Here is a 20272-nt window from a genome sequence, read left to right on the forward strand (position 1 = left end):
TACTTATATATTATTATAATTTATACTTTAATTAAATTCAACATTGCATTTGCAATAAAATATAAAAGAGTGAAATAAAATCCCACTCTTTTTGATAAGTTATTTAAATTTCCAAAGCTTCATTAATAATCTTCATTACTTTTTCTTTAAAGCTTTGAAGTTTCACTTCTGAGTCTTTAATACTGCTGCCTATTACAGAAATATATATTTTTATTTTAGGCTCAGTTCCCGAAGGTCTTACAACAAACCATGAACCATCCTCAAGTACAAACTTTAATACATTTGACTTAGGAAGATCAATAATAGTTTCATCTATTTTGTCTAAATCCTTTTCAATACTTGATTTATAATCCATTTTTTTAACAATTCTCACATTGTCTAAAACATTATTCATGGAATGCCTTAAATACTGAAGGGCATTCTCAATTTTTATCTGTCCTTCTTTTCCCTTAAGTTCAATGGATACTAACCCTTCTTTGAAATATCCATATTGTTCATATAATTTTATAAGTGCATCATATAATGTCATGCCCTTCTGCTTATAGTACAATGCTGCTTCACATACCAGCATGGAGGCAATAATTGCATCCTTATCCCGTACAAAGTCTCCTGCCAGATATCCATAGCTTTCCTCGAATCCAAATAAGAATGTTCCATTTTTATTTTCTTCAAAGCCCTTTATTTTTTCTCCAATATATTTGAAGCCTGTGAGTACATCAATTAATTCCACATTATACTGCTCTGCTATTTTTCTTACCATTTCAGTAGTAACTATGGTCTTAATCACCTTTCCATCTGAAGGCAGTTCATTTAATTCCTTCTTTGATGAAACAATGTAATGTGTAAGAATTACACCCATCTGGTTTCCGGTAAGTACCTGGTACTTTCCAGTGTTGTCCTTAACTACCACACCTAATCTGTCACAGTCCGGATCCGTACCAAAAATTATATCAGGCTTTAATTCCTTTGCCATTTCCAAGGCTATACTGAATACATTTGGATTTTCAGGATTAGGATATGGTGCAGTTTTAAAAGTTCCGTCAGGCAGTTCCTGTTCCTTTACCACATGAAGATTTTTATACCCAAGCTCGCCTAAAACTCTCCTTACAGGAATATTTCCAGATCCATGTATTGGTGTATAAATAATTTTTAAGCTTTCTGCATGATTTTTTACTAAGTCTTTTCTTATGGTGAGAGATTTTACCTTGTCCATATAGACTTTGTCTACATCTTCACCTATTATTTTTAACAAACCTGATTCTTTAGCCTGATTTAACGCCATAGTTTTAATTGTTGAAAAATCTTCAATAGCTTCTATATATGAAAGAATTTCCTTTGCTGCCTCATCTGTTACCTGACCGCCGTCCTCTCCATAAACCTTATAACCATTATACTGCTTTGGATTATGAGAAGCTGTTATTACTATTCCAGCCTTGCTTTTTAAATATCGTACAGTAAATGAAAGCATTGGAGTAGGCCTTAAACTTTCAAATAAATTTACCTTTATGCCATTCCCGCATAATACAGATGCTGAGTATTCAGCAAATTCCTTTGACATTATTCTGGAATCGTATGCTATACTAACGGATTTTTCATCATTGTAGTGGTTTACAAGATACATTGCTAATCCCTGTGTTGCCTTTCCTACAGTATATATGTTCATTCTGTTGCTTCCTGCGCCTATAATCCCCCTGAGTCCGCCGGTTCCAAATTCAAGATCTTTATAAAATCTGTCTTCTATTTCTTTTTCATTTGTAATGTTTCTTAATTCCCTTTTAGTATCTTCATCAATAAATTTACAGTTCAACCAATATTGGTACTTATCTCTATATATCACTGTTGTAATCCTCCCTATTTACAAAATTATAACAATAATATTATACTATAAATTTATTAATATATTAACATGGGAGCATTAAAAAAACATAAACATTATTTTTGTTCTACATTAACGTTTTCAGAAGTTTCTGTTATATTATCTTTTAATATGGAAACTAAAACAGTATTTATGTCATCTACAATACTAATTTCCTTTGACATTTCAATATCTGAAATCCTAAAGGTATCCCCAGCATTGAGATTTGACAAATCCACATTAACTGTTTTTGGAATATCTTCTCCTCTGCACTGTACTTTAACACTGTTTTTTTCCCTTTGAATAATTCCGCCTTTGCTTTTTATAATTCCTTCCCCCATTAGCATTACAGGAATATCAGTAGTAAAATATTTATCACCAGTAAGTTCCTCAAGGTCTATATGTATTATATTGTGGCTTACAGGATCTCTTTGCAGTTCTTTTATTAATGTTTTATGATTGCTTCCATTTATATTAATGTCCAGTTCACCATGCTCACCATTTCTGTTTATTGCACTGTTTAAATCCATGTATGCCAATTCAAATAGTACATTTTTAATATTCTTTCCATACAATATACCAGGTACTTTGCCTTCTCTTCTTTCCTTATTGGCAGAGTGCCTGCAGTTTTTTTCTCTTACATCACATTTTAAAAATTCCATTTTTATCCCTCCTACAATTTTATTATTGACCTAGGCGGGAAAAAATATTCATAGTAATTTTCACAAATGGATAAAATAACATTGCATTTAATAAACATATAACTTATAATAATATTGTTTTGAAAAGAAATCCACGGGAACCTTTGTACTATCACAGTTTCACGGGAATATTATATGAAAGAAGGTGCTATATCAAGGTGTATAAATTAGATCAAAATGAAACACCACTATTTGATGCTTTAATGGAATATGTAAATAGGGGAACCATACCATTTCATGTTCCTGGTCATAAAAAAGGCGTAGGAGCAGACGAAGAATTTAAAAAGTTTATGGGCGAAAATCCCTTTAAAATTGATGTAACAGTTTTTAAACTGGTAGACAGCCTTCATCATCCAACAGGACCCATTAAAAAGGCCCAAGAGCTTGCTGCAGATGCTTATGGTTCTGATGCCGCATTTTTTTCCATTCATGGAACATCAGGTGCCATTCAGGCTATGGTTATGACTGTAGTTAACTCTGGTGAGAAAATAATAATCCCTAGAAACGTGCATAAATCAATTACTGCTGGAATTATATTAAGCGGCGCCATACCAGTATATATGCAGCCTGAGCTGGATAAAAAGGTTGGCATTGCTCATGGTGTAACTCCGGAAACAGTAAGAGCAACTTTAGAGGCAAATCCAGATGCTAAAGCAGTTCTTATAATAAATCCTACTTATTATGGGGTAGCAACTGATATAAGAAAAATAGCAGACATTGTCCATGAGTACAATTTACCACTTATTGTGGATGAAGCTCATGGTCCTCATTTAGGATTTAATAGTAAGCTGCCTGTATCTGCAATGGAAGCAGGCGCTGATATGTGTGCACAAAGCACCCATAAGATAATTGGTGCCTTAACACAAAGTTCCCTTTTACAAGTTCGGTCAGAACGTATAGATATACCTAGAGTTCAGCAGATTTTAAATATTCTTCAGACTACATCACCATCGTATATACTCATGGCTTCACTGGATTGTGCAAGAAGGCAGATTGCTATTCATGGAGAAGAACTTCTTGATAAAGCCATTGCACTTGCAAACCATGCCAGGGAAGAAATAAATAAAATACCCGGATTTTACTGCTTTGGTGAAGAAATACTCGGTCAGCCTGGGGTTTATGCTCTGGATCCAACTAAAATGACAATTACATGCAGAGAATTGGGAATAACAGGATATGACCTTGATATGATTCTTTCAAACAGATATCATATTCAAATGGAACTGTCAGATTTATATAACGTATTAGCCGTGGGCTCATTTGGAGACACAAAGGAAAGCATTGATGCTTTAATTAATGCATTAAAGGAAATAAGCAGTGAATACTATGGAAAAGGCAACAAAAAGGCTGACTTTATTGATATCCCTGCTATTCCAGAACAGGTTCAGATACCAAGGGAAGCATTTAACAGCGCTAAAACACCTGTATTACTTAAAAACAGCGTTGGAGCCATAAGCGGGGAATTTTTAATGGCATACCCGCCTGGAATTCCAATTTTATGCCCTGGTGAGAAGATTACACAGGAAATCATAGATTATATACAAAAGCTGAAAGATACAGGTTTATATGTTCAGGGTACAGAAGATCCTGAAGTTGAATATATAAAAGTTGTAAAAGAAGAAGATGCAGTTTATATAAATGTAGAATAATAATAAAACCAGCAAAGATTTTGCTGGTTTTTTTGACTAAAATTCTAAAAAGTATTGAAAAATAATAAATGTATGCTATAATAATAATTAATGAATAACAATTATTAAATGATTATAAATCTTATACATATTGATTTTTATTTTAATATTGGAGGGATTATTTATGAAAAGCGAAAAAGAATTGAAATTAGGAGAAAGAATTTATGAAGATGTAATTAATAAACAGGAGATATTTGCAACAAATGAAGATGATGTAGTATTAAACTGCGATGGAGAACCATGTAATTTCTGCTACAGCAAAAATAAAGGAAATATATAAAATTAATTATTAACATCAATGAATGGAGTATGGTAAATATGCTGAGTAATAAGCAGTTTATCATACTCCTATATATTTTTTTGTTTGATATGGATGCTGTTTAATACGCATCTATACTGACCCCTATGGCTCTGTTAAATAATAATGTGGATGTTTTTACGTATATGAGTAAGGAAAATGTACAAGCATTGTGCTTTAGGCTGTGTTAAACAATAATGTGGATGATTTGCATTAACTAAGTACTTTACAATGTTAGCGTATATTGTTGATGGAGTTTCGAATATTTAATAAAAAAATACAACTTTATATGAATAATATGGAAACATGTTGGAAACAATATGGATATAAATATTATTTGAATATAAAGGATACAAATATTATGCTTAAATATAAATGTTGTAATATCAGTATAATTTCATATTTTCAATCTAAAAGATTTCATAAAGGCAGATCATGCCCTTACTGCGGCTGCAGCCATACTGTTAAATATGGACTAAACAACGGAAAGCAGAGATATAAATGCCATGACTGCAAAAGAACCTTTAGTGATTTAACCAATACGCCTATTTATAGAACTCACCACCCTGAAAAATGGGATGCCTTTATCAAGTGTACAATTAATGGTTTATCTCTTAGAGCTGCAGCCAGGGAAATTAAGGTTTCCTATGTAACGCTTTTTTATTGGAGGCATAAACTTCTTTCAGCAACAAAAAAAATTGAACAAAACAGAATGAAAGGTTACTTTGAGGTGGAGAACTTCTTTTTAAAATTCTCAAACAAGGGTAAAAAGAACATTGAAGATAATAAAGAAAGGGTCCATGGAAGAAGTTTAAAGTCTTTTCAGCTTGATAAAGATAGTGTTTGTGTAGTAAATGTTATGGATTATCATAAAAATATTTATTCTATGGCAATTGGTACAGGACGCATGAATCCCATGGATATCAATGATTTATTCAGTAAACTTCTTAATGGAAATAGATTTGCATGTTCAAAACCAAAATCCTTTTTCGCATTGTTTTTCAAAAGAGCAAATATTATTGAAGCTAAAAGATTATTGGATGGAAATTCTAAAATCATAAAATATAGGACTGAATGCCTGGACTGGCTAAGTCAATTTAGGGGAGTCGCAACAAAATATCTAAATAATTATTTAAGTTTATTTAAATTTATCAAATCAGTAAACTTCAGCAGAATGGCATGGTATATAAAAAAACTTTATGCCTCTATACTATATGTTAATATTAAGCAGACAAATTTGTCTATAAGAGTCAGTGATAATTGTTTTGACTAAAGATAAACAATATATAAACTATATAATGTATTTAGTAAATCACCATTTAAGTGAGCAAAAATACTGACGCTTTTACAGTTTTTGGGGAAGCTGCATAGATGATTTACTTTACATCTATTTGGTATGTCCCTGTCGGGAATTGTTTTTATAATGATGTTGGACAACCTACCGGTTTTAAGAGCTTTCAGCTCTTTTTTAATTTCAAGAATCAATTTTAAATGAAGTTATTTTTATAAAGTCCCTGATTTGCTGAAATGCCTGGTAAATTATCAACATTATTGAATAACAAACCTATTTTTGACTTAAGTGCAAAATTTCAACTTGATAAATTATCAACATTATTGGATAACAGAGCCATAGGGGCAGGATATAATACAAATAACAAAGATTAAAGAGCAGATAACAAATTATTTAATCTTTGTTCTTTAATCTTTAGTTTTATGGGTTTCTTATGAGATTTAAATTTTTTTCTATTTTATTTTTTTCACTGTTTTCTATAAACTTTTTATATTCAGAGGTGCTCATATTTAGTATGGGTCTGTATGTATTCATAAGCTTGTTAAAATAGCCTATTATATAATCAAGTTTATATAATGGTTCTGAAATATTTTTATTTAAAAGCACTGAAAGGCTCTTCTTCTTTTTGTTAAGGTGTTTTTTTAATTCGCCATAGTAATTCTCACCTGTGCTGATTGCTTTTACATTTTGAAAATTGGTGTCAAGCACTTCCATGTAAATTGGATATAATTCTTTAAATAAATCATCGCTGAATTCTCCGTGCTGTTTTTCAAAATCATCAACCTTGTTTTTTAAGCTGATGAGCTTATTATTATTTCTTTCTCTTAGTTCAGGTATATTCTTCATTATTAATCTTACATTTTCAACATACTGTACTTTGTCCTTTACTAAACTATTCAGACCTTTGTCAGCTATGTTAAAATCCCTTTTTTCTCTTTCAATTATGCCATTATCTCTTATAGCCCTGAATATGCTCTGTTTCTTATCCACTGGGAAAAAAATATTAAAGTAATAAGCAAGCTGCCCTATGTCTTTTTGAATACTTTTATCTGTAACTACTCCTCCCTCATCTGTGATGTATAGTAATGCCTGGGCTTGTTTTTTTACACCGCCAATTGTTTTTTTATTTATCATTACTTCTCTGTATCTTTTTCCTTTTATCTTAATTGCCTCAGATACCAGAGGAACTTCCCCTTTTTTTATATATGGAGCCAGCTTTCCCATAATTTCATTAGATGCTAAAGTATAATCAAACAATGCATAACACCTCGATTATAAATAAATTAAAATTCTAGTACAATAATATTATTATACTAGAATTTTAATTATTTTGCACATTTATATAGATTTATGCTTCCATGCCTTTTACTAATGCCTTTTTGTTTAATTCAATAGCCTTTGCAGGTACTGTCTGCTCTATTATTTTATTCCAGTTTATACTGCTAAGCCCAAGAACTTTTATGAGAGCACCTAAGAGTACAACATTTTGTGCTTTAATATTACCAAGCTTTTTTGCCTCTTCAGCTGCATCTATTATTACAGTATTGCTTACAGTAGCTTTAAGTTTTGCATTTACATCTTCTGGATACTTTTCTGCTCCTATTAGAACTGGAACAGGATATATTTCATAATCATTTATTACTAAATAACCATCCTTTTTTAAATATGGAAGCCATCTGGCAGCTTCACTTTTTTCAAAAGCCACAATTACATCTGCTGTTCCCTTTTCTATGAGAGGTGAATATACCTTCTGTCCAAATCGAACCTGTGTTGATACGCTGCCTCCCCTTTGAGCCATTCCATGAATTTCTGACATTTTAACATCATAGCCGTTATTTAATAATCCCAGTGTAAGTATCTTTGATGCTAATATGGTCCCCTGTCCTCCAACGCCTACAAAAAGTACACTTTTAACCTTATCCATATTATTCACCCACCTTCTCTATAGCATTGAATCTGCAGACCTGCTTACATAATTCGCATCCATTGCACATGTTTTCATCTATACTTACAATGCCGTTTTTATATTGTAATGCCGGGCATCCTGTTTTCAGGCATGCCTTACACTTTTTACAAAGCTCAGGATCTATCTTACACTTTAGGCCTGCCCTTTGCTTTAATACGTCCTTTTTAAGAGCACAGGCCCTCTTTACTATTAATACAAAAGGATCAGTACTTTCATAGGCCTCTTTAACAGCCTCCTCAGTTTCAGATAGATTGTATGGATCTACAACTCTAATATTTTCTTCTTTAATTCCAAGTGCCAGGACAACCTTTTCTATATCTATAATTACAGTAGGTTTTCCCTGCAGTGTTCTGCCTGTTCCTGGGTTTTCCTGATGTCCTGTCATTGCTGTTATTCTGTTATCCAGTATGCAGGTTACTATTGGAATATTATTATAAATTGAATCCATTAACCCTGTTATTCCTGAGTGGAAGAATGTGGAGTCACCAATAAAGGAAAATACCTTCTTTTTTCTTCCAGCAAGTGAATTTGCTTTTTCTATGCCAAGGCCTGCGGTTATTGAAGCTCCCATACATATAACTGTATCTGTAACGTTTAATGGAGCCACCATTCCAAGTGTATAGCACCCTATATCACCTGTGGCAATAATGTCCTTATATTTTGAAACAGCATAAAAAATTCCTCTATGAGGACAGCCGGGGCATAAAACGGGAGGTCTTGATGGTGCTTTAATATCCGTACTATAATTTGCTTCAGCCTGTTTTCCAAAAACAGCTTTTCTTATAACTTCAGGACTGAGTTCATCACAAATTGGAATTATATCCTTTCCTATACATGAAATCCCCATAATCTTAATTGCATTTTCTAAATATGGCTCATTTTCCTCTATAACATATAATTTTTCTACTTTCTTGGAAAATTCCCTAATCATTTTATCCGGCAATGGATAAGACATTCCTATTTTCAAATATGATGCAGTATCACCAAATACTTCTTTAGCGTACTGATAGCTTATCCCGCTTGTAACAATGCCTATTTTGGTGTCACCCATTTCAATTCTGTTAAGATCACTGCTGTTTGAATAATCCTGAAGCTTTTTAAGTCTTTCCTCTACTTCATAATGCTTCTGTTTTGAATGAGCTGGTATCATTATATATTTCTTAATGTTCTTCTCATAATCCTTAATTCCAACATCCTGCTTTTCTCCAAGTTCAACTATGCTTTTTGAATGAGATATTCTTGTGCTGCTCCTGAAAAGTACAACTGTATCAAACATTTCGCTTATTTTATATGCTTCTTTTATGAAATCCTTACATTCCTGTGAATCTGAGGGTTCCACCATGGCAATTTTAGCATGAGGCGCATATAATCTGTTATCCTGCTCATTTTGTGATGAATGCATTCCTGGATCATCTGCAGTTACTACAACAAATCCTCCGTTAACTCCCTCATATCCCATGGTAAACATTGGATCAGCAGCTACATTAAGCCCAACGTGCTTCATAGTGGTTAAGCTTCGTGCTCCTCCAATAGATGCCCCTGATGCTACCTCAAAGGCTACCTTCTCATTTGGGGCCCATTCTGCATAAACCCCATCATATACAGCCAGATTCTCAAGTATTTCTGTACTTGGAGTGCCTGGATAAGCTGATGCAACCTTACATCCAGCCTCATAGGCACCTCTGGCAATAGCTTCGTTACCTGACATAATGACTTTCATAAACAACCCCCGCCTTCTTTAAAATTTAATCACACATTACAGAACCTAAAGCTATAGAATATAATTTTGACTTTGCACTATCTGCTCTTGAAACCAAAACCACAGGACATTTGGCACCAACAATAACACCTGCACTTTCAGCCTTTGCAAAATAAGTCAATGACTTACCAAGAAAATTCCCGGATTCTATATTAGGCACAAGTAAAACATCAGCATCTCCGGCAACTTCACTTACAATGCCCTTATGCTTTGCTGCTTCTTTAGAAACAGCATTGTCCAATGCCAACGGCCCATCGATAATGCAGTCTTTAATCTGTCCTCTTTTGTTCATTTCTGATAATGCAGCAGCATCTACAGTGGCCTGCATGGCTGGATTTACAACCTCTACTGCACATATTGGAGCCACCTTAGGATTGTGGATTTCAAGGCTGTTGCATACGGTTACAGCATTATTAATTATGCCTATTTTATCTTCAAGAGTTGGGTATGTAACCATGCCTCCATCTGTTAAAAAAATTAATTTATGATAAGTGGATACATCATATATCATGACATGGGAAAGAAGCCCGCCTCCCTTAAGTCCTGCTTCCTTATTTAAAACAGCCTTAAGTAAAGCTGCTGTTCCAAGCATTCCCTTCATAATATAATCTGCCTGTCCCTGTGATACAATTTCCACAGCCCTGGCAGCAGCTTTTATTTTGTCCTTTTCATCAATGATCTTCATATTGGATATATTAATGTGATCATTGCCGGCTATGGAATTTATCTCTTTAGAATCGCCAACTAATATTGCATCAATTAATCCCATATCTACAGCTGAAGCCACGGCCTTTAATACCTGATCATCCTGTGCCACAGCAACAGACATGGTCTTTTTTCTTTTCTTTTTAGCAAGTTCCAAAAGCTCATCTAAATTTGTAACCATACACCCATCTCCTCGATTTTTTAAATATCATAATATAATTGATACTCAATTGGCGCTGGTACCGGCAGCACCTTAACTATCTCACTTTCATATTTATATTTGATCCAGTTATTAATAAAGTGTTCATCGAAAACACCATCTCTTAATAAAAAGTCATGATCCTTTTTCAGTTCCTCAAGAGCCTCTGTTAAAGACTTTGGAAGAGATCCTATTTTATTTCTTTCCTCATCTGGAAGGTCGAAAACATTTACATCATATGGTCCAAAACCTTCCTTTGTAGGATCTATTTTATTTATTATTCCATCTAAGCCTGCCATCAACAGTGCTGAATATGCTATATAAGGATTACATGTTGCATCTGAAGGCCTGAATTCGAACCTTCTCTTTGCGGGATCCTTTACATATCCAGGTATTCTTATTACAGAACTTCTGTTACCTGTAGCAAAGCATATTGACACAGGAGCTTCAAAACCTGGTACAAGCCTTTTATATGAATTAGTGGATGGATTTGTAAATGCAAGTAATGATCTTGAATGTTTTAAAATACCCCCGATAAAATAATGTGCTTCTTTACTTAGTTTGGAATAGCCTTTTTCATCATAAAATAAATTTTTATTATCTTTTCTTAAAAGCATATGCACATGCATACCGCTGCCTGCCTCACCATAAAGTGGCTTTGGCATAAATGTGGCCGTCTTTCCATGAGTAACTGCTTCATTTTTAATTACATACTTTGCCATCATTGTTTCATCGGCCATTTTCTTCATATTATCTAATTCTACCTCCAGCTCCAGCTGGCCTGCTGCTCCAACCTCATGATGATGATATTTTACATCTACTCCCATTTCCTGAAGCTTTAATGTCATTTCAGATCTGAGATCATTATTCAAATCATATGGTAATCCCATGTGATATCCATCCTGGAAGGGTACCTTGTATCCGAAGTTTTCTTCTTTATCATTGGTACTCCAGGGTGCCTGCTTTGATCTTATAGTTACTTCCTGATGCTCATGTTTTATTTCAAAGCTTATGTGGTCAAAAATATAAAATTCAAATTCTGGCGCTATTAAAAATTCGTCAGCAATTTTAGATGATCTCATGAATTTTTCTGCCTTTTCTGAGATATATCTGGGGTCTCCACTGAATCTCCCTTCATTATTTCCTATTGTGTAAATGTTTGCAATGATGCTTAAAGTTGGAACTTTGCAGTATGGATCAACAAATGCTGTTGATATATCAGGGATAAAGCACATATCTGAATTCTCTATGGATGAATATCCATAACTTGAACCATCAAATCCAATCCCCTCCTGGAAAAGCTTTTCACTAAGTCTTTCCACAGGAATGGCAAGATGATTCCATCTTCCTCGAAGGGTGATAATTTTAAAATCGATAATTTTAATATTATTTTTTTCTGTAAACGTTTTTAACTCTTGGTAATTTTTAAACATATTATTAACCCCCACGTATAACTAGTTTGTAAATATTATATATTTTCTATAATTTTAGTATAATACATGAATTATTTTTGTCAACAATATGTGAGGGTTTTGCAATATTAAATTCATTAATAATTAAAAATGAAAGATTAATATAATATCCTGCTGGTTACATCCTTAATTGAATTACATCCTGTTAATACCATGGCAGACTTTAGTTCTCCTTTAATGTTTTCTATATATGTTTTTACACCTTCCCTTTGTCCTCCAAAGGATGCTGTTACAAAAGGTCTTCCAATTAAAACTGCATCTGCTCCCAATGCTATCATCTTAAGAACATCCACACCATTTCTAACTCCGCCATCTGCAAGTATTGTAACTTTTCCCTTAACAGCCTCAGCTATTTCAGGAAGGACATCTGCAACTCCTGGAGTCTGGTCAAGCACTCTGCCTCCGTGATTTGATACTACAATTGCATTAACTCCTGCTTCAACTGCTAATTCAGCTTCGTCTGCAGTCATGATTCCCTTTAATATAAATGGCAGCTTTGTGCTATTAACAATTTCTTTAATTTCATCTACAGTTTTTGGTCCTACAGGTTTTCCATGAAGAGCCAATGTTATAAGTCCTGCTGCATCTATGTCCATTCCTACAGCAAAAGCACCTGCCTCTTCAGCAAGCTTTATCTTTTTAATTACATTGCTGTTTTCCCAAGGTTTAATAATAGCAATGCCTTCTCCATTAAACTTCTTAAGCTGCTGAAGATTTGTAATAAGAAATGAATCAACTGCTGTGTCGCCTACCATAGGATAAATACCTGCATCAACACATCCTCCTATTACCCAGGAAATATATTCTTCTTCTGTGAACTTTCCTCCCATATTTAGCGTAGTGCCTGATACCGGCGCTGCAAATACTGGTATTTCAAGCTTTTTGCCAAACAGCTCAGTTGAAGTATCTGGATTCTTTGCATTGTGGATAACTCTCATATTTAATTTATATGCTTCCAATGCTTCAATATTTATAGTAAAAGCCTGGCCAGTTCCTTTTCCCCCCATACCTGGTACTTCACCAGCACATGCTTTTCCATTGCATACAGGGCATACTCTGCAGCTTCCATTTAAATTTTCCCTTGCATTTTTTAAAACATCTTTGTAATTCATTTTTAACCTCCCTATATTTGCTTTATTATTTGTATTTTTCAGGAATGTTTTCTTCAGTATAAATCTTAATGCCATTTTCCAGCAGAAGTTCAGCTGTTACCCCGTTTCCTTCTCTTTTATTTCCAGTGAAAGTACCGTCATATATTACAGAAAGGCCGCAGGAAGGACTTCTTGCCTTTAAAATGGCTTCTGTGGCTCCGCAGTTTTTTGCAATTCTTAATGTTTCTTCTGCTCCCCTTATGAATTCAGAAGTAACATGGTCACCTTCAGGGCCCATTACTTCTGCCTTTCCATTAAGCACATGAAAGCCTGTGCCATTTATTATTTCATGAGCACCTCTTGGTGTGCTCTGACCCCCTAGCTGTTCAGGGCATACAGGAATGGCCTTCCCGCTTTTTAGTAACTCTAAAACATCCTTATTTAAATTATTGCCGCCGTTGTATTTACAGTTGATACCGCATAAGCATGCACTTACTATAATCATTTATGTTACCTCCTTCTGAAACTATTTATTTCAGTTCAGCTATGGTTACGCCGCTGCCTCCTTCTCCATACTCTCCCAATCTATAGTTTTTAACATGGCTGTTGTGCTTCAGCATATCAGTAATGGCTTTTCTCAAAACACCAGTACCTTTACCGTGAATTATGGTAACTTCATTTAATCCAGCTAAATATGCTTCATCCAGATATTTATCCACATCATAAATGGCTTCCTCTGAATCCATTCCTCTTAAATCTATTGATGAAGAAACTGATTTAAGATTTAAATTCATTTTTTTGCTTGGTTTTCTTTTTTCTGTTCCAGCTGAACCATTTAAAGTTCTGAGATCCTTTATATTTGCAGATATTTTCATTATACCTGCCTGAACCAGAACCTCTCCCTTACTATCAGGTTTGGAAAGAACTACAACTTTTTGATTTAAAGATGACAGCAGTACTTCTTCTCCTTCTTTTACAGTTTTAAGAGATTCACCTTTGCTTCTTTCAATGGTAACCTCAGCTTTATCTGCTTTTTCAAGCCTTGTCTTGATCTTCTTTCTCTGCTCCTCTAAAGCCTGCCTTGCTTCTGAGGAATATCCCATTCTCTCAAGCTCTCTCATATTTTTCAATATGCTGTCTGCATCCTCTTTTGCTTCCTTTATAACTCTTTTTGCTTCTCTCTGAGCATCAATTAATGCTTTTTCTCTTGCATTCTGAAGTGTATTAAGCTTTTCTTCATATTTTTTCTTTATATTTTCGGCTTCGGATTTTAATACAGCCGCCTGTCTTGCATCGCTTTCAGCCTTTATGCTCTTTTCCTGAAGGCTTTGAATTAAGTCTTCAAATTGAAGAGTCTCATTGGCTATACTGTCTCTGGCATCATCAATAATGTAATCAGGAAGTCCAAGTCTTTTGGATATTTCAAAGGCATTAGACTTACCAGGTATACCTATGAGCAGTTTATATGTTGGTCTCAATGTTTCCACATCAAATTCCACAGAAGCGTTTTCTACGGACTGGGTCTTTAATGCATATCCCTTCAGCTCGCTATAGTGCGTGGTTGCAATTACTTCAACATGTCTTTTCCTTAAATTCTCCAAAATAGATACAGCCAGTGCAGCTCCTTCTGTGGGGTCTGTGCCTGCACCAAGTTCATCAAATAAAACCAGTGAATCCTTGTCTGCACAATCAATAATATTAACTATATTAGTCATATGAGAAGAAAATGTGGATAAGCTTTGCTCAATGCTCTGCTCATCACCAATGTCTGCATATATTTCTTTAAAAAAGCTTATGGTTGAATTTTCTCTTACTGGAATAAGTATTCCGCTTAATGCCATTAAATGAAGAAGTCCCACGGTTTTTAAAGTTACAGTTTTGCCTCCTGTGTTTGGTCCTGTAATTATCAATGAAGTAAATTCCCTTCCCATATATACACTGCTTGGCACTACCTTTTTCCTGTCTATTAAAGGATGTTTTCCTTCAATTATATCTATTACTCCATTTTCGCTTACTATTGGGCAGCTGCAGTTTAATTCGCTGGCATATTTAGCCTTTGCAAAAATAAAATCCAGCTCCCAGATTATATTAGAATCATTTCTTACAGCAATAATATTGTCATATATTTTTCCTGAAAGTTCACTTAAAATTCTTTCAATCTCAGCTTTTTCTTTTAGCATTAATTCCTTAATTTCATTATTTAAGTTAACAAGGCCCATAGGCTCAATATATAAGGTTGCCCCGCTGGAGCTCTGGTCATGAACCAAGCCGGGAACAGCCCCTTTGCACTCTGCCTTTACAGGGAGAACATATCTTTCTCCTCTCATGGTATACAGGTTATCCTGCAGAAATTGAGAGTTGCTTCTTATTAAAGAGTTTACCTTATCTCTTACTGAGGCATTTTTGTCCTTTAAGGCACGCCTTACATTGTAAAGAGTTGTGCTGGCTTTATCTGATATTTCCTCTTCGCTTACAATAGCATTAAATATGTCATCTTCAATTTTCTTAAGAGGAACCAGGCCCGCGCAGATATCCTCAATTACTCTGAAGCTTTCTTCTTCCTCTCTGTGTGATACATATTCCTTAAATCTTCTTGCACTTCTAAGTAGTGCTGCTATTTTTAAAAGCTGTGAAGGCATTAATGAAGATCCCTTTTCAGCTCTGCTTATTCCATCCCTTACATCATAAACACCTTCAAAAGGTGCAGATCCCTTTTTAGTTAAAAGCTGAAAGGCTTCTTTTGTTTCTTCAAGATGCTCCCTTACCTCATAAACATTATCATAGGGCTTTAAATCATCTATTATATCCTTTGCAGCCTGTGTATTTGTATATTGTTTTATGATATTTTTTATTTTATCAAATTCCAAAACTCTTAAGGCTTTATCGTTCATTTGCTACTCTACTCCTCTTTTATAATGTCCCCTGGTATAACCCTGAAAGTCATAGCTCCAGGTTCCTTTTTTTAGTTGATGTAATACTTCTGTTGTTTTATTGTAATCTTCATCTGTAAAATCAAGTCTATAGGATTTAAAATTAAGCTTTTTTATATCATTTAAATTTCCAAGTAAATTTAATGGTGCTGAATTGTAAATATGCATTCTGCAGTATTTATCAGTAATTATAGGGAAATCCTGAAGCATTCTGTCCTGCAGAACAAAGCTGTCCCTTGTGCATGGGGCTTTGCAGCTTTGCGTCTGAGATTTCTCTCCTACTGTTCCCCCTATGGCACAGTATTCACTTACCATGTTTTCAATTCTGCCGTAAATAAGCATCTGTGCATTAAACTTTCCTGGGTCTATACGGATTATTTCTGATCTGTTAAGCTCCACACTTATGCAGTATCCATTTATGATTTTTTCAAAATACTCAGCAGAATATGAATTAAAAATATTTAATTTATAATCTCCAATTATGTTTAATTTTCCTTTAAATACATTAATAATACCTAAGTTTGAAGTTATAATGCCCTGAATTTTATCAGAGTACTTTTTAATTACGCTGCATATTGAGCTGAATTCTTCTTTTATTATATTAGGAATTACTAAATATATTTTATTGCTTTCATTAAGTATATCTTCAAGGTTTATATTATCCTTCTTATTAAATATATTCACAGCAATGTGGTGAAATCCTGTATCCACTGCAGCTTTAAACTGCTCACTGGTGTTTACTGTTATAATAAACTCAGGCATTTCATTATTTTTTATTGTATTATGCTTTTCTGAAACATTCCTGTTTACAATTTTTCTTTTATATGAACTTATAATATAATTTTCAATATCACTTATTAGATTTCTTCTAACTTCATTAAGTGATGAAACAGCAGTAAATCCTGGCTCATAATTTTCTAAAGAAACATTTAAAAATTCAAAGGGTGTACCTCCGCTTTTTTTCAGCTGATTTAATATCTTATCTTTAGTAATAGGGCTTTTTTCAGCCTTTTCTACAATATGCCCCTGAGATGTAAAAAGTTTATTTTTGTATTCTGTAGAAATGCTTAAAGGTTCTGATATTTTAAAATTAATCTTTAAATCAAGCTGTATTTTTTTGCCGTATACATCCTTGTATATTTCCTTTAATTCCTCAAAAAGTCTGGTGTCAGAGGTCTTATACAATACATCCCCTGACTTGAATTCACAGGGCTTTATTTCAACTCTGTCTCCCTTATTTGCCTCAGTGACCTGTTTCCCATTCTTAAATATCTTAGATACTATAAATCCATTTTCTGAAACCCTTACTCCATCTTTAATGCTTAAGGAATTATCTAAAAGCACCGTTAAGCCTTTTGAAACGGTTCCAAGCTTAACTCCAGTGTTCTTAGGGAAATTCATTGCCATCATGTCTTTTGACGTATTTCCATATAAATATGCCTTTGAAAATCCCTGTCTGTTAAACAGCTGTGCTAATTTTTCTTTTTCCCTATTTATATTGAAATTATTATTTATTTTGGAATAAACGCTGTCTATGGTCTTTCTGTATGCACTTACCACACCTGCCACATATTCCGGCCTTTTCATTCTTCCTTCAATTTTTAGTGATTTGGTACCGCTTAATATGATTTTTTCAATATCCTCAATAGTGCATATATCCTTTGGGCTCAGTAAATATCCCTTGGCTTTTGTATCTCCACTTTTGTTTAATAGTGTATATGGAAGTCTGCAGGGCTGTGCACATCTTCCTCTGTTTCCGCTTCTTCCTCCAATTAAACTGCTCATTAAGCACTGTCCTGAATAGCATATACAAAGTGCACCATGTATGAATATTTCCGTTTCAATGTTAAGTTCCTTGGATATGTACTTTATTTCATTAAGGGACAGCTCTCTTGATAATACTATTCTTTTGAAGCCGCTTTGTACCATAAGCTTTGCCCCTTCACCATTATGAACGGTGATCTGGGTGGAAGCATGTATTTCATAATCAGGAATTTCGCCTTTAAGCTTTGCTGCAAAACCCAAATCCTGAATTATCAAAGCATCTACCCCTTGTTCATAGAGAAACCTGGCATATTCTATGGCTTCATCTATTTCGTTTTCCTTCATTAATGTATTTATGGTTACAAATATCCTTACATTATATAAATGGCAGTAGTCTATTGCACGTATCATATTTTCATCATCAAAGTTAGAGGCATATGCCCTTGCGGAAAATTTACTTCCTCCTATGTAAACTGCATCTGCTCCTGCCTGTACTGCGGCATATAAGCTTTCCAGACTTCCTGCTGGAGCCAGTAATTCTATTTTGTTCATTTTCATCTCTCCCACTAATTTTCCTAAGGTTAATTATACATTTAAAAATCCTTCATCACAAGATGAAGGACTATTTGCTTTTCATTAATTCCATATAGCTGTCGTTTAATTCATCTGCATACTTCTTCCAGCTGTACTTGTTTATAATATAATCTTTAAGATTATTATCCTTTGGTTTTTTATAAGCACTTTCAATTACACTATACAGTGAATTTTCTTCGAATGGATTAAAGTAATATGCAAGATCATTAAAATATTCCCGGGCACTTCCATTGTCTGTTGTAACTATGTTGCACCCTGTAGCAGCCGCCTCCAGTGAGGAAATACCGCTGATTTCAACATAACTTGGCATCACATGTACTCTGGCAAATCTATAGGCATTATATATATTATAACTGTCCAGAAATCCTAAATACATAACATTATGGTATTCAAGGCATTTGTGAAAGTACATTTTGTTGCTTACATTTCCAATTAGAATAAGCTTATGCTTTAAATCCCTGCACACTCTGGCTAAGGTGAGCTGATTTTTAAGAGGCATTATTCTGCCTACGCACAAAATATAATCGTCTAAATTATATCTGTCCTTAAAATTATACAAAGGTGTTTCATCATTTAAAATATCCACTCCATTATAAATTACCTTACAGGGTATTGAATTTCCAAAATCATTTGTAATCTGATCCTTTTCCATATAGCTGTTTGGATATAGCATTTTACAGCCTGCCAGTATTTTCTTTGTGTAAGCCCTGCACTTATCCCACAGCCTGGCCCCTTCAGTATCATTTATAAAGTTATAATATTGTTTCAAGTTCCAGTAAAGAGGAGTCAGCACAATGGTTTTTTTATATGAATGAGCTATTTTAAAATACTTATAAGTATCCCAAATGGTTGTTAAGTTAAACAGGTGAATAATATCATACTTTGAATAATCAGTAATATTCCCACCATTTATATCAACTTCATTACCCTTTTTTCTTAAATACTTTGCAGTCATCAAAAGCTGAGTGCAATCCCCTCCAAAGTTTCTCGAGTAGTCATTCCTGATGCACAGCAGAACTTTCATTAAAGGAATCCCCCCTATTATAGATTTGATATCTTAAAATAAATCTATGCAGCACTTATGTGCAATATCACAGAATATTAAGTATTAGTTTTACATATATTTATATAAGCAAAATAGCTGTGGAGGCTGATATGGTTTTTAAATATGGCAGTACCTGCATTGCAGGTGATTTAAATAACAACTTTCATAAGTTTTATATTGAATCAAATACTTTAATTGTTCAAAATATCACCGAATCATTTAATAATAAGCTTTCATACAGAAAAAATGTTATAGATTTTTCTGTTGATATAGATATACATAATCACATCCACATTATTTATTTAACTAACAGCGGTATACTAATGCACAGCATTTTCTCCTCAGCCTCAATTGATGAAATTATCACAAAGATTGATATTAATACTCATTTTGTCAGATATATTAAATTAAAAATTATACTAGACAAGATTAATATATTTTATATGACCTGCAGTGCAAAAAATGTGCATACATGGAGTTTAAATCATATTTATTTTAAAAACTGCCTCTCTAGCAGTATTATTATTTCAGAAATAAATGTTACATACAGATTATTTTCATATATAGTGGATATTTTTAAAGAAAACCTTTATATATTCTATTCCTCAAATAGTGATTGCTATTTTAAAATACAGTATTTTAATAGCAATACTGATAAATGGACTACAATAGATTCAAATATTTATGTACAATGTGCTGAAAATGCAAACCTTTTCATAACCCCATCGGGTACAGGCTTTATAAATTATTTTAAAAACAACTCAAGTAACATAATTAGGTGTAAGAACCTTAATCTGCCATTTGAAAACTGGAGCGCTGAAAAATATATTGATGCTGATTCAATGAATTTTATGACCTTCTGATTTACTTTTGCCTTTTAGCTGTCTTTAATATATAGTATGATGTGCACTCCA

At 33.7% G+C, this 20272-nt stretch carries 16 protein-coding genes; 4 read left to right on the forward strand and 12 right to left on the reverse strand.

What is annotated here, in order from left to right; genetic code table 11:
- Nucleotides 1–103: 103 nt before the first annotated feature.
- Both EQM05_RS12705 and EQM05_RS12710 read right to left on the reverse strand, forming a co-directional pair.
- A complete protein-coding gene (locus tag EQM05_RS12705) occupies nt 104–1837 on the reverse strand; it encodes a phospho-sugar mutase (protein ID WP_128750374.1) in 1734 nt (577 codons plus the stop codon).
- 95 nt (nt 1838–1932) lie between these two features.
- Entirely contained in the window at nt 1933–2517 is a 585-nt protein-coding gene (locus tag EQM05_RS12710; protein WP_128750375.1) for a 50S ribosomal protein L25, read from the reverse strand.
- Nucleotides 2518–2714: 197 nt separating this feature from the next.
- Between EQM05_RS12710 and EQM05_RS12715 the strand changes: the two genes are divergently transcribed.
- The 3 genes from EQM05_RS12715 to EQM05_RS12720 all read left to right on the forward strand — a co-directional run bounded on the left by EQM05_RS12715 (nt 2715) and on the right by EQM05_RS12720 (nt 5815).
- Entirely contained in the window at nt 2715–4205 is a 1491-nt protein-coding gene (locus EQM05_RS12715; RefSeq protein WP_128750376.1) for an aminotransferase class I/II-fold pyridoxal phosphate-dependent enzyme, read from the forward strand.
- Nucleotides 4206–4368: 163 nt separating this feature from the next.
- Entirely contained in the window at nt 4369–4524 is a 156-nt protein-coding gene (locus tag EQM05_RS15900; protein WP_164917296.1) for a hypothetical protein, read from the forward strand.
- A gap of 307 nt (nt 4525–4831) precedes the next feature.
- On the forward strand, nt 4832–5815 hold the full coding sequence (locus tag EQM05_RS12720) for a transposase (RefSeq protein WP_164917297.1): 984 nt from the start codon (nt 4832–4834) through the stop codon (nt 5813–5815).
- A gap of 438 nt (nt 5816–6253) precedes the next feature.
- On the opposite strand, the gene EQM05_RS12725 is transcribed toward EQM05_RS12720, so the two are convergent.
- The 10 genes from EQM05_RS12725 to EQM05_RS12770 form a co-directional block, all read right to left on the reverse strand.
- On the reverse strand, nt 6254–7090 hold the full coding sequence (locus tag EQM05_RS12725) for a hypothetical protein (protein WP_128750378.1): 837 nt from the start codon (nt 7088–7090) through the stop codon (nt 6254–6256).
- Nucleotides 7091–7181: 91 nt separating this feature from the next.
- A complete protein-coding gene (locus tag EQM05_RS12730) occupies nt 7182–7757 on the reverse strand; it encodes an indolepyruvate oxidoreductase subunit beta (RefSeq protein ID WP_128750379.1) in 576 nt (191 codons plus the stop codon).
- 1 nt (nt 7758) lies between these two features.
- The gene (gene iorA / locus EQM05_RS12735; RefSeq protein WP_128750380.1) at nt 7759–9519 is read right to left on the reverse strand and encodes an indolepyruvate ferredoxin oxidoreductase subunit alpha; all 1761 of its coding nucleotides are present in this window, start codon (nt 9517–9519) and stop codon (nt 7759–7761) included.
- Between the two features lie 25 nt (nt 9520–9544).
- Nucleotides 9545–10444 (reverse strand): phosphate butyryltransferase, encoded by a 900-nt coding sequence (locus EQM05_RS12740; protein ID WP_128750381.1) that lies wholly within the window; start codon nt 10442–10444, stop codon nt 9545–9547.
- Between the two features lie 20 nt (nt 10445–10464).
- Complete coding sequence (glnA, locus tag EQM05_RS12745) at nt 10465–11895, reverse strand: type I glutamate--ammonia ligase (RefSeq protein ID WP_128750382.1); 1431 nt, start codon at nt 11893–11895, stop codon at nt 10465–10467.
- Between the two features lie 137 nt (nt 11896–12032).
- A complete protein-coding gene (locus EQM05_RS12750; protein WP_128750383.1) occupies nt 12033–13046 on the reverse strand; it encodes an alpha-hydroxy-acid oxidizing protein in 1014 nt (337 codons plus the stop codon).
- A 25-nt stretch (nt 13047–13071) separates the two neighbouring features.
- Nucleotides 13072–13530, reverse strand: a complete 459-nt coding sequence (locus tag EQM05_RS12755) for a DUF523 domain-containing protein (RefSeq protein ID WP_128750384.1) — start codon at nt 13528–13530, stop codon at nt 13072–13074.
- Between the two features lie 25 nt (nt 13531–13555).
- The gene (locus EQM05_RS12760; protein ID WP_128750385.1) at nt 13556–15916 is read right to left on the reverse strand and encodes an endonuclease MutS2; all 2361 of its coding nucleotides are present in this window, start codon (nt 15914–15916) and stop codon (nt 13556–13558) included.
- A 3-nt stretch (nt 15917–15919) separates the two neighbouring features.
- A complete protein-coding gene (locus EQM05_RS12765) occupies nt 15920–18271 on the reverse strand; it encodes a U32 family peptidase (protein WP_128750386.1) in 2352 nt (783 codons plus the stop codon).
- A gap of 70 nt (nt 18272–18341) precedes the next feature.
- On the reverse strand, nt 18342–19337 hold the full coding sequence (locus tag EQM05_RS12770; protein ID WP_128750387.1) for a glycosyltransferase: 996 nt from the start codon (nt 19335–19337) through the stop codon (nt 18342–18344).
- A 131-nt stretch (nt 19338–19468) separates the two neighbouring features.
- Here EQM05_RS12770 and EQM05_RS12775 point away from each other — a divergent pair, with 131 nt between their 5' ends.
- The gene (locus EQM05_RS12775) at nt 19469–20221 is read left to right on the forward strand and encodes a hypothetical protein (protein ID WP_128750388.1); all 753 of its coding nucleotides are present in this window, start codon (nt 19469–19471) and stop codon (nt 20219–20221) included.
- The last annotated feature ends 51 nt before the right edge of the window (nt 20222–20272 follow it).

The organism is Clostridium sp. JN-9 (genome assembly GCF_004103695.1).
GTDB lineage: Bacteria > Bacillota > Clostridia > Clostridiales > Clostridiaceae > JN-9.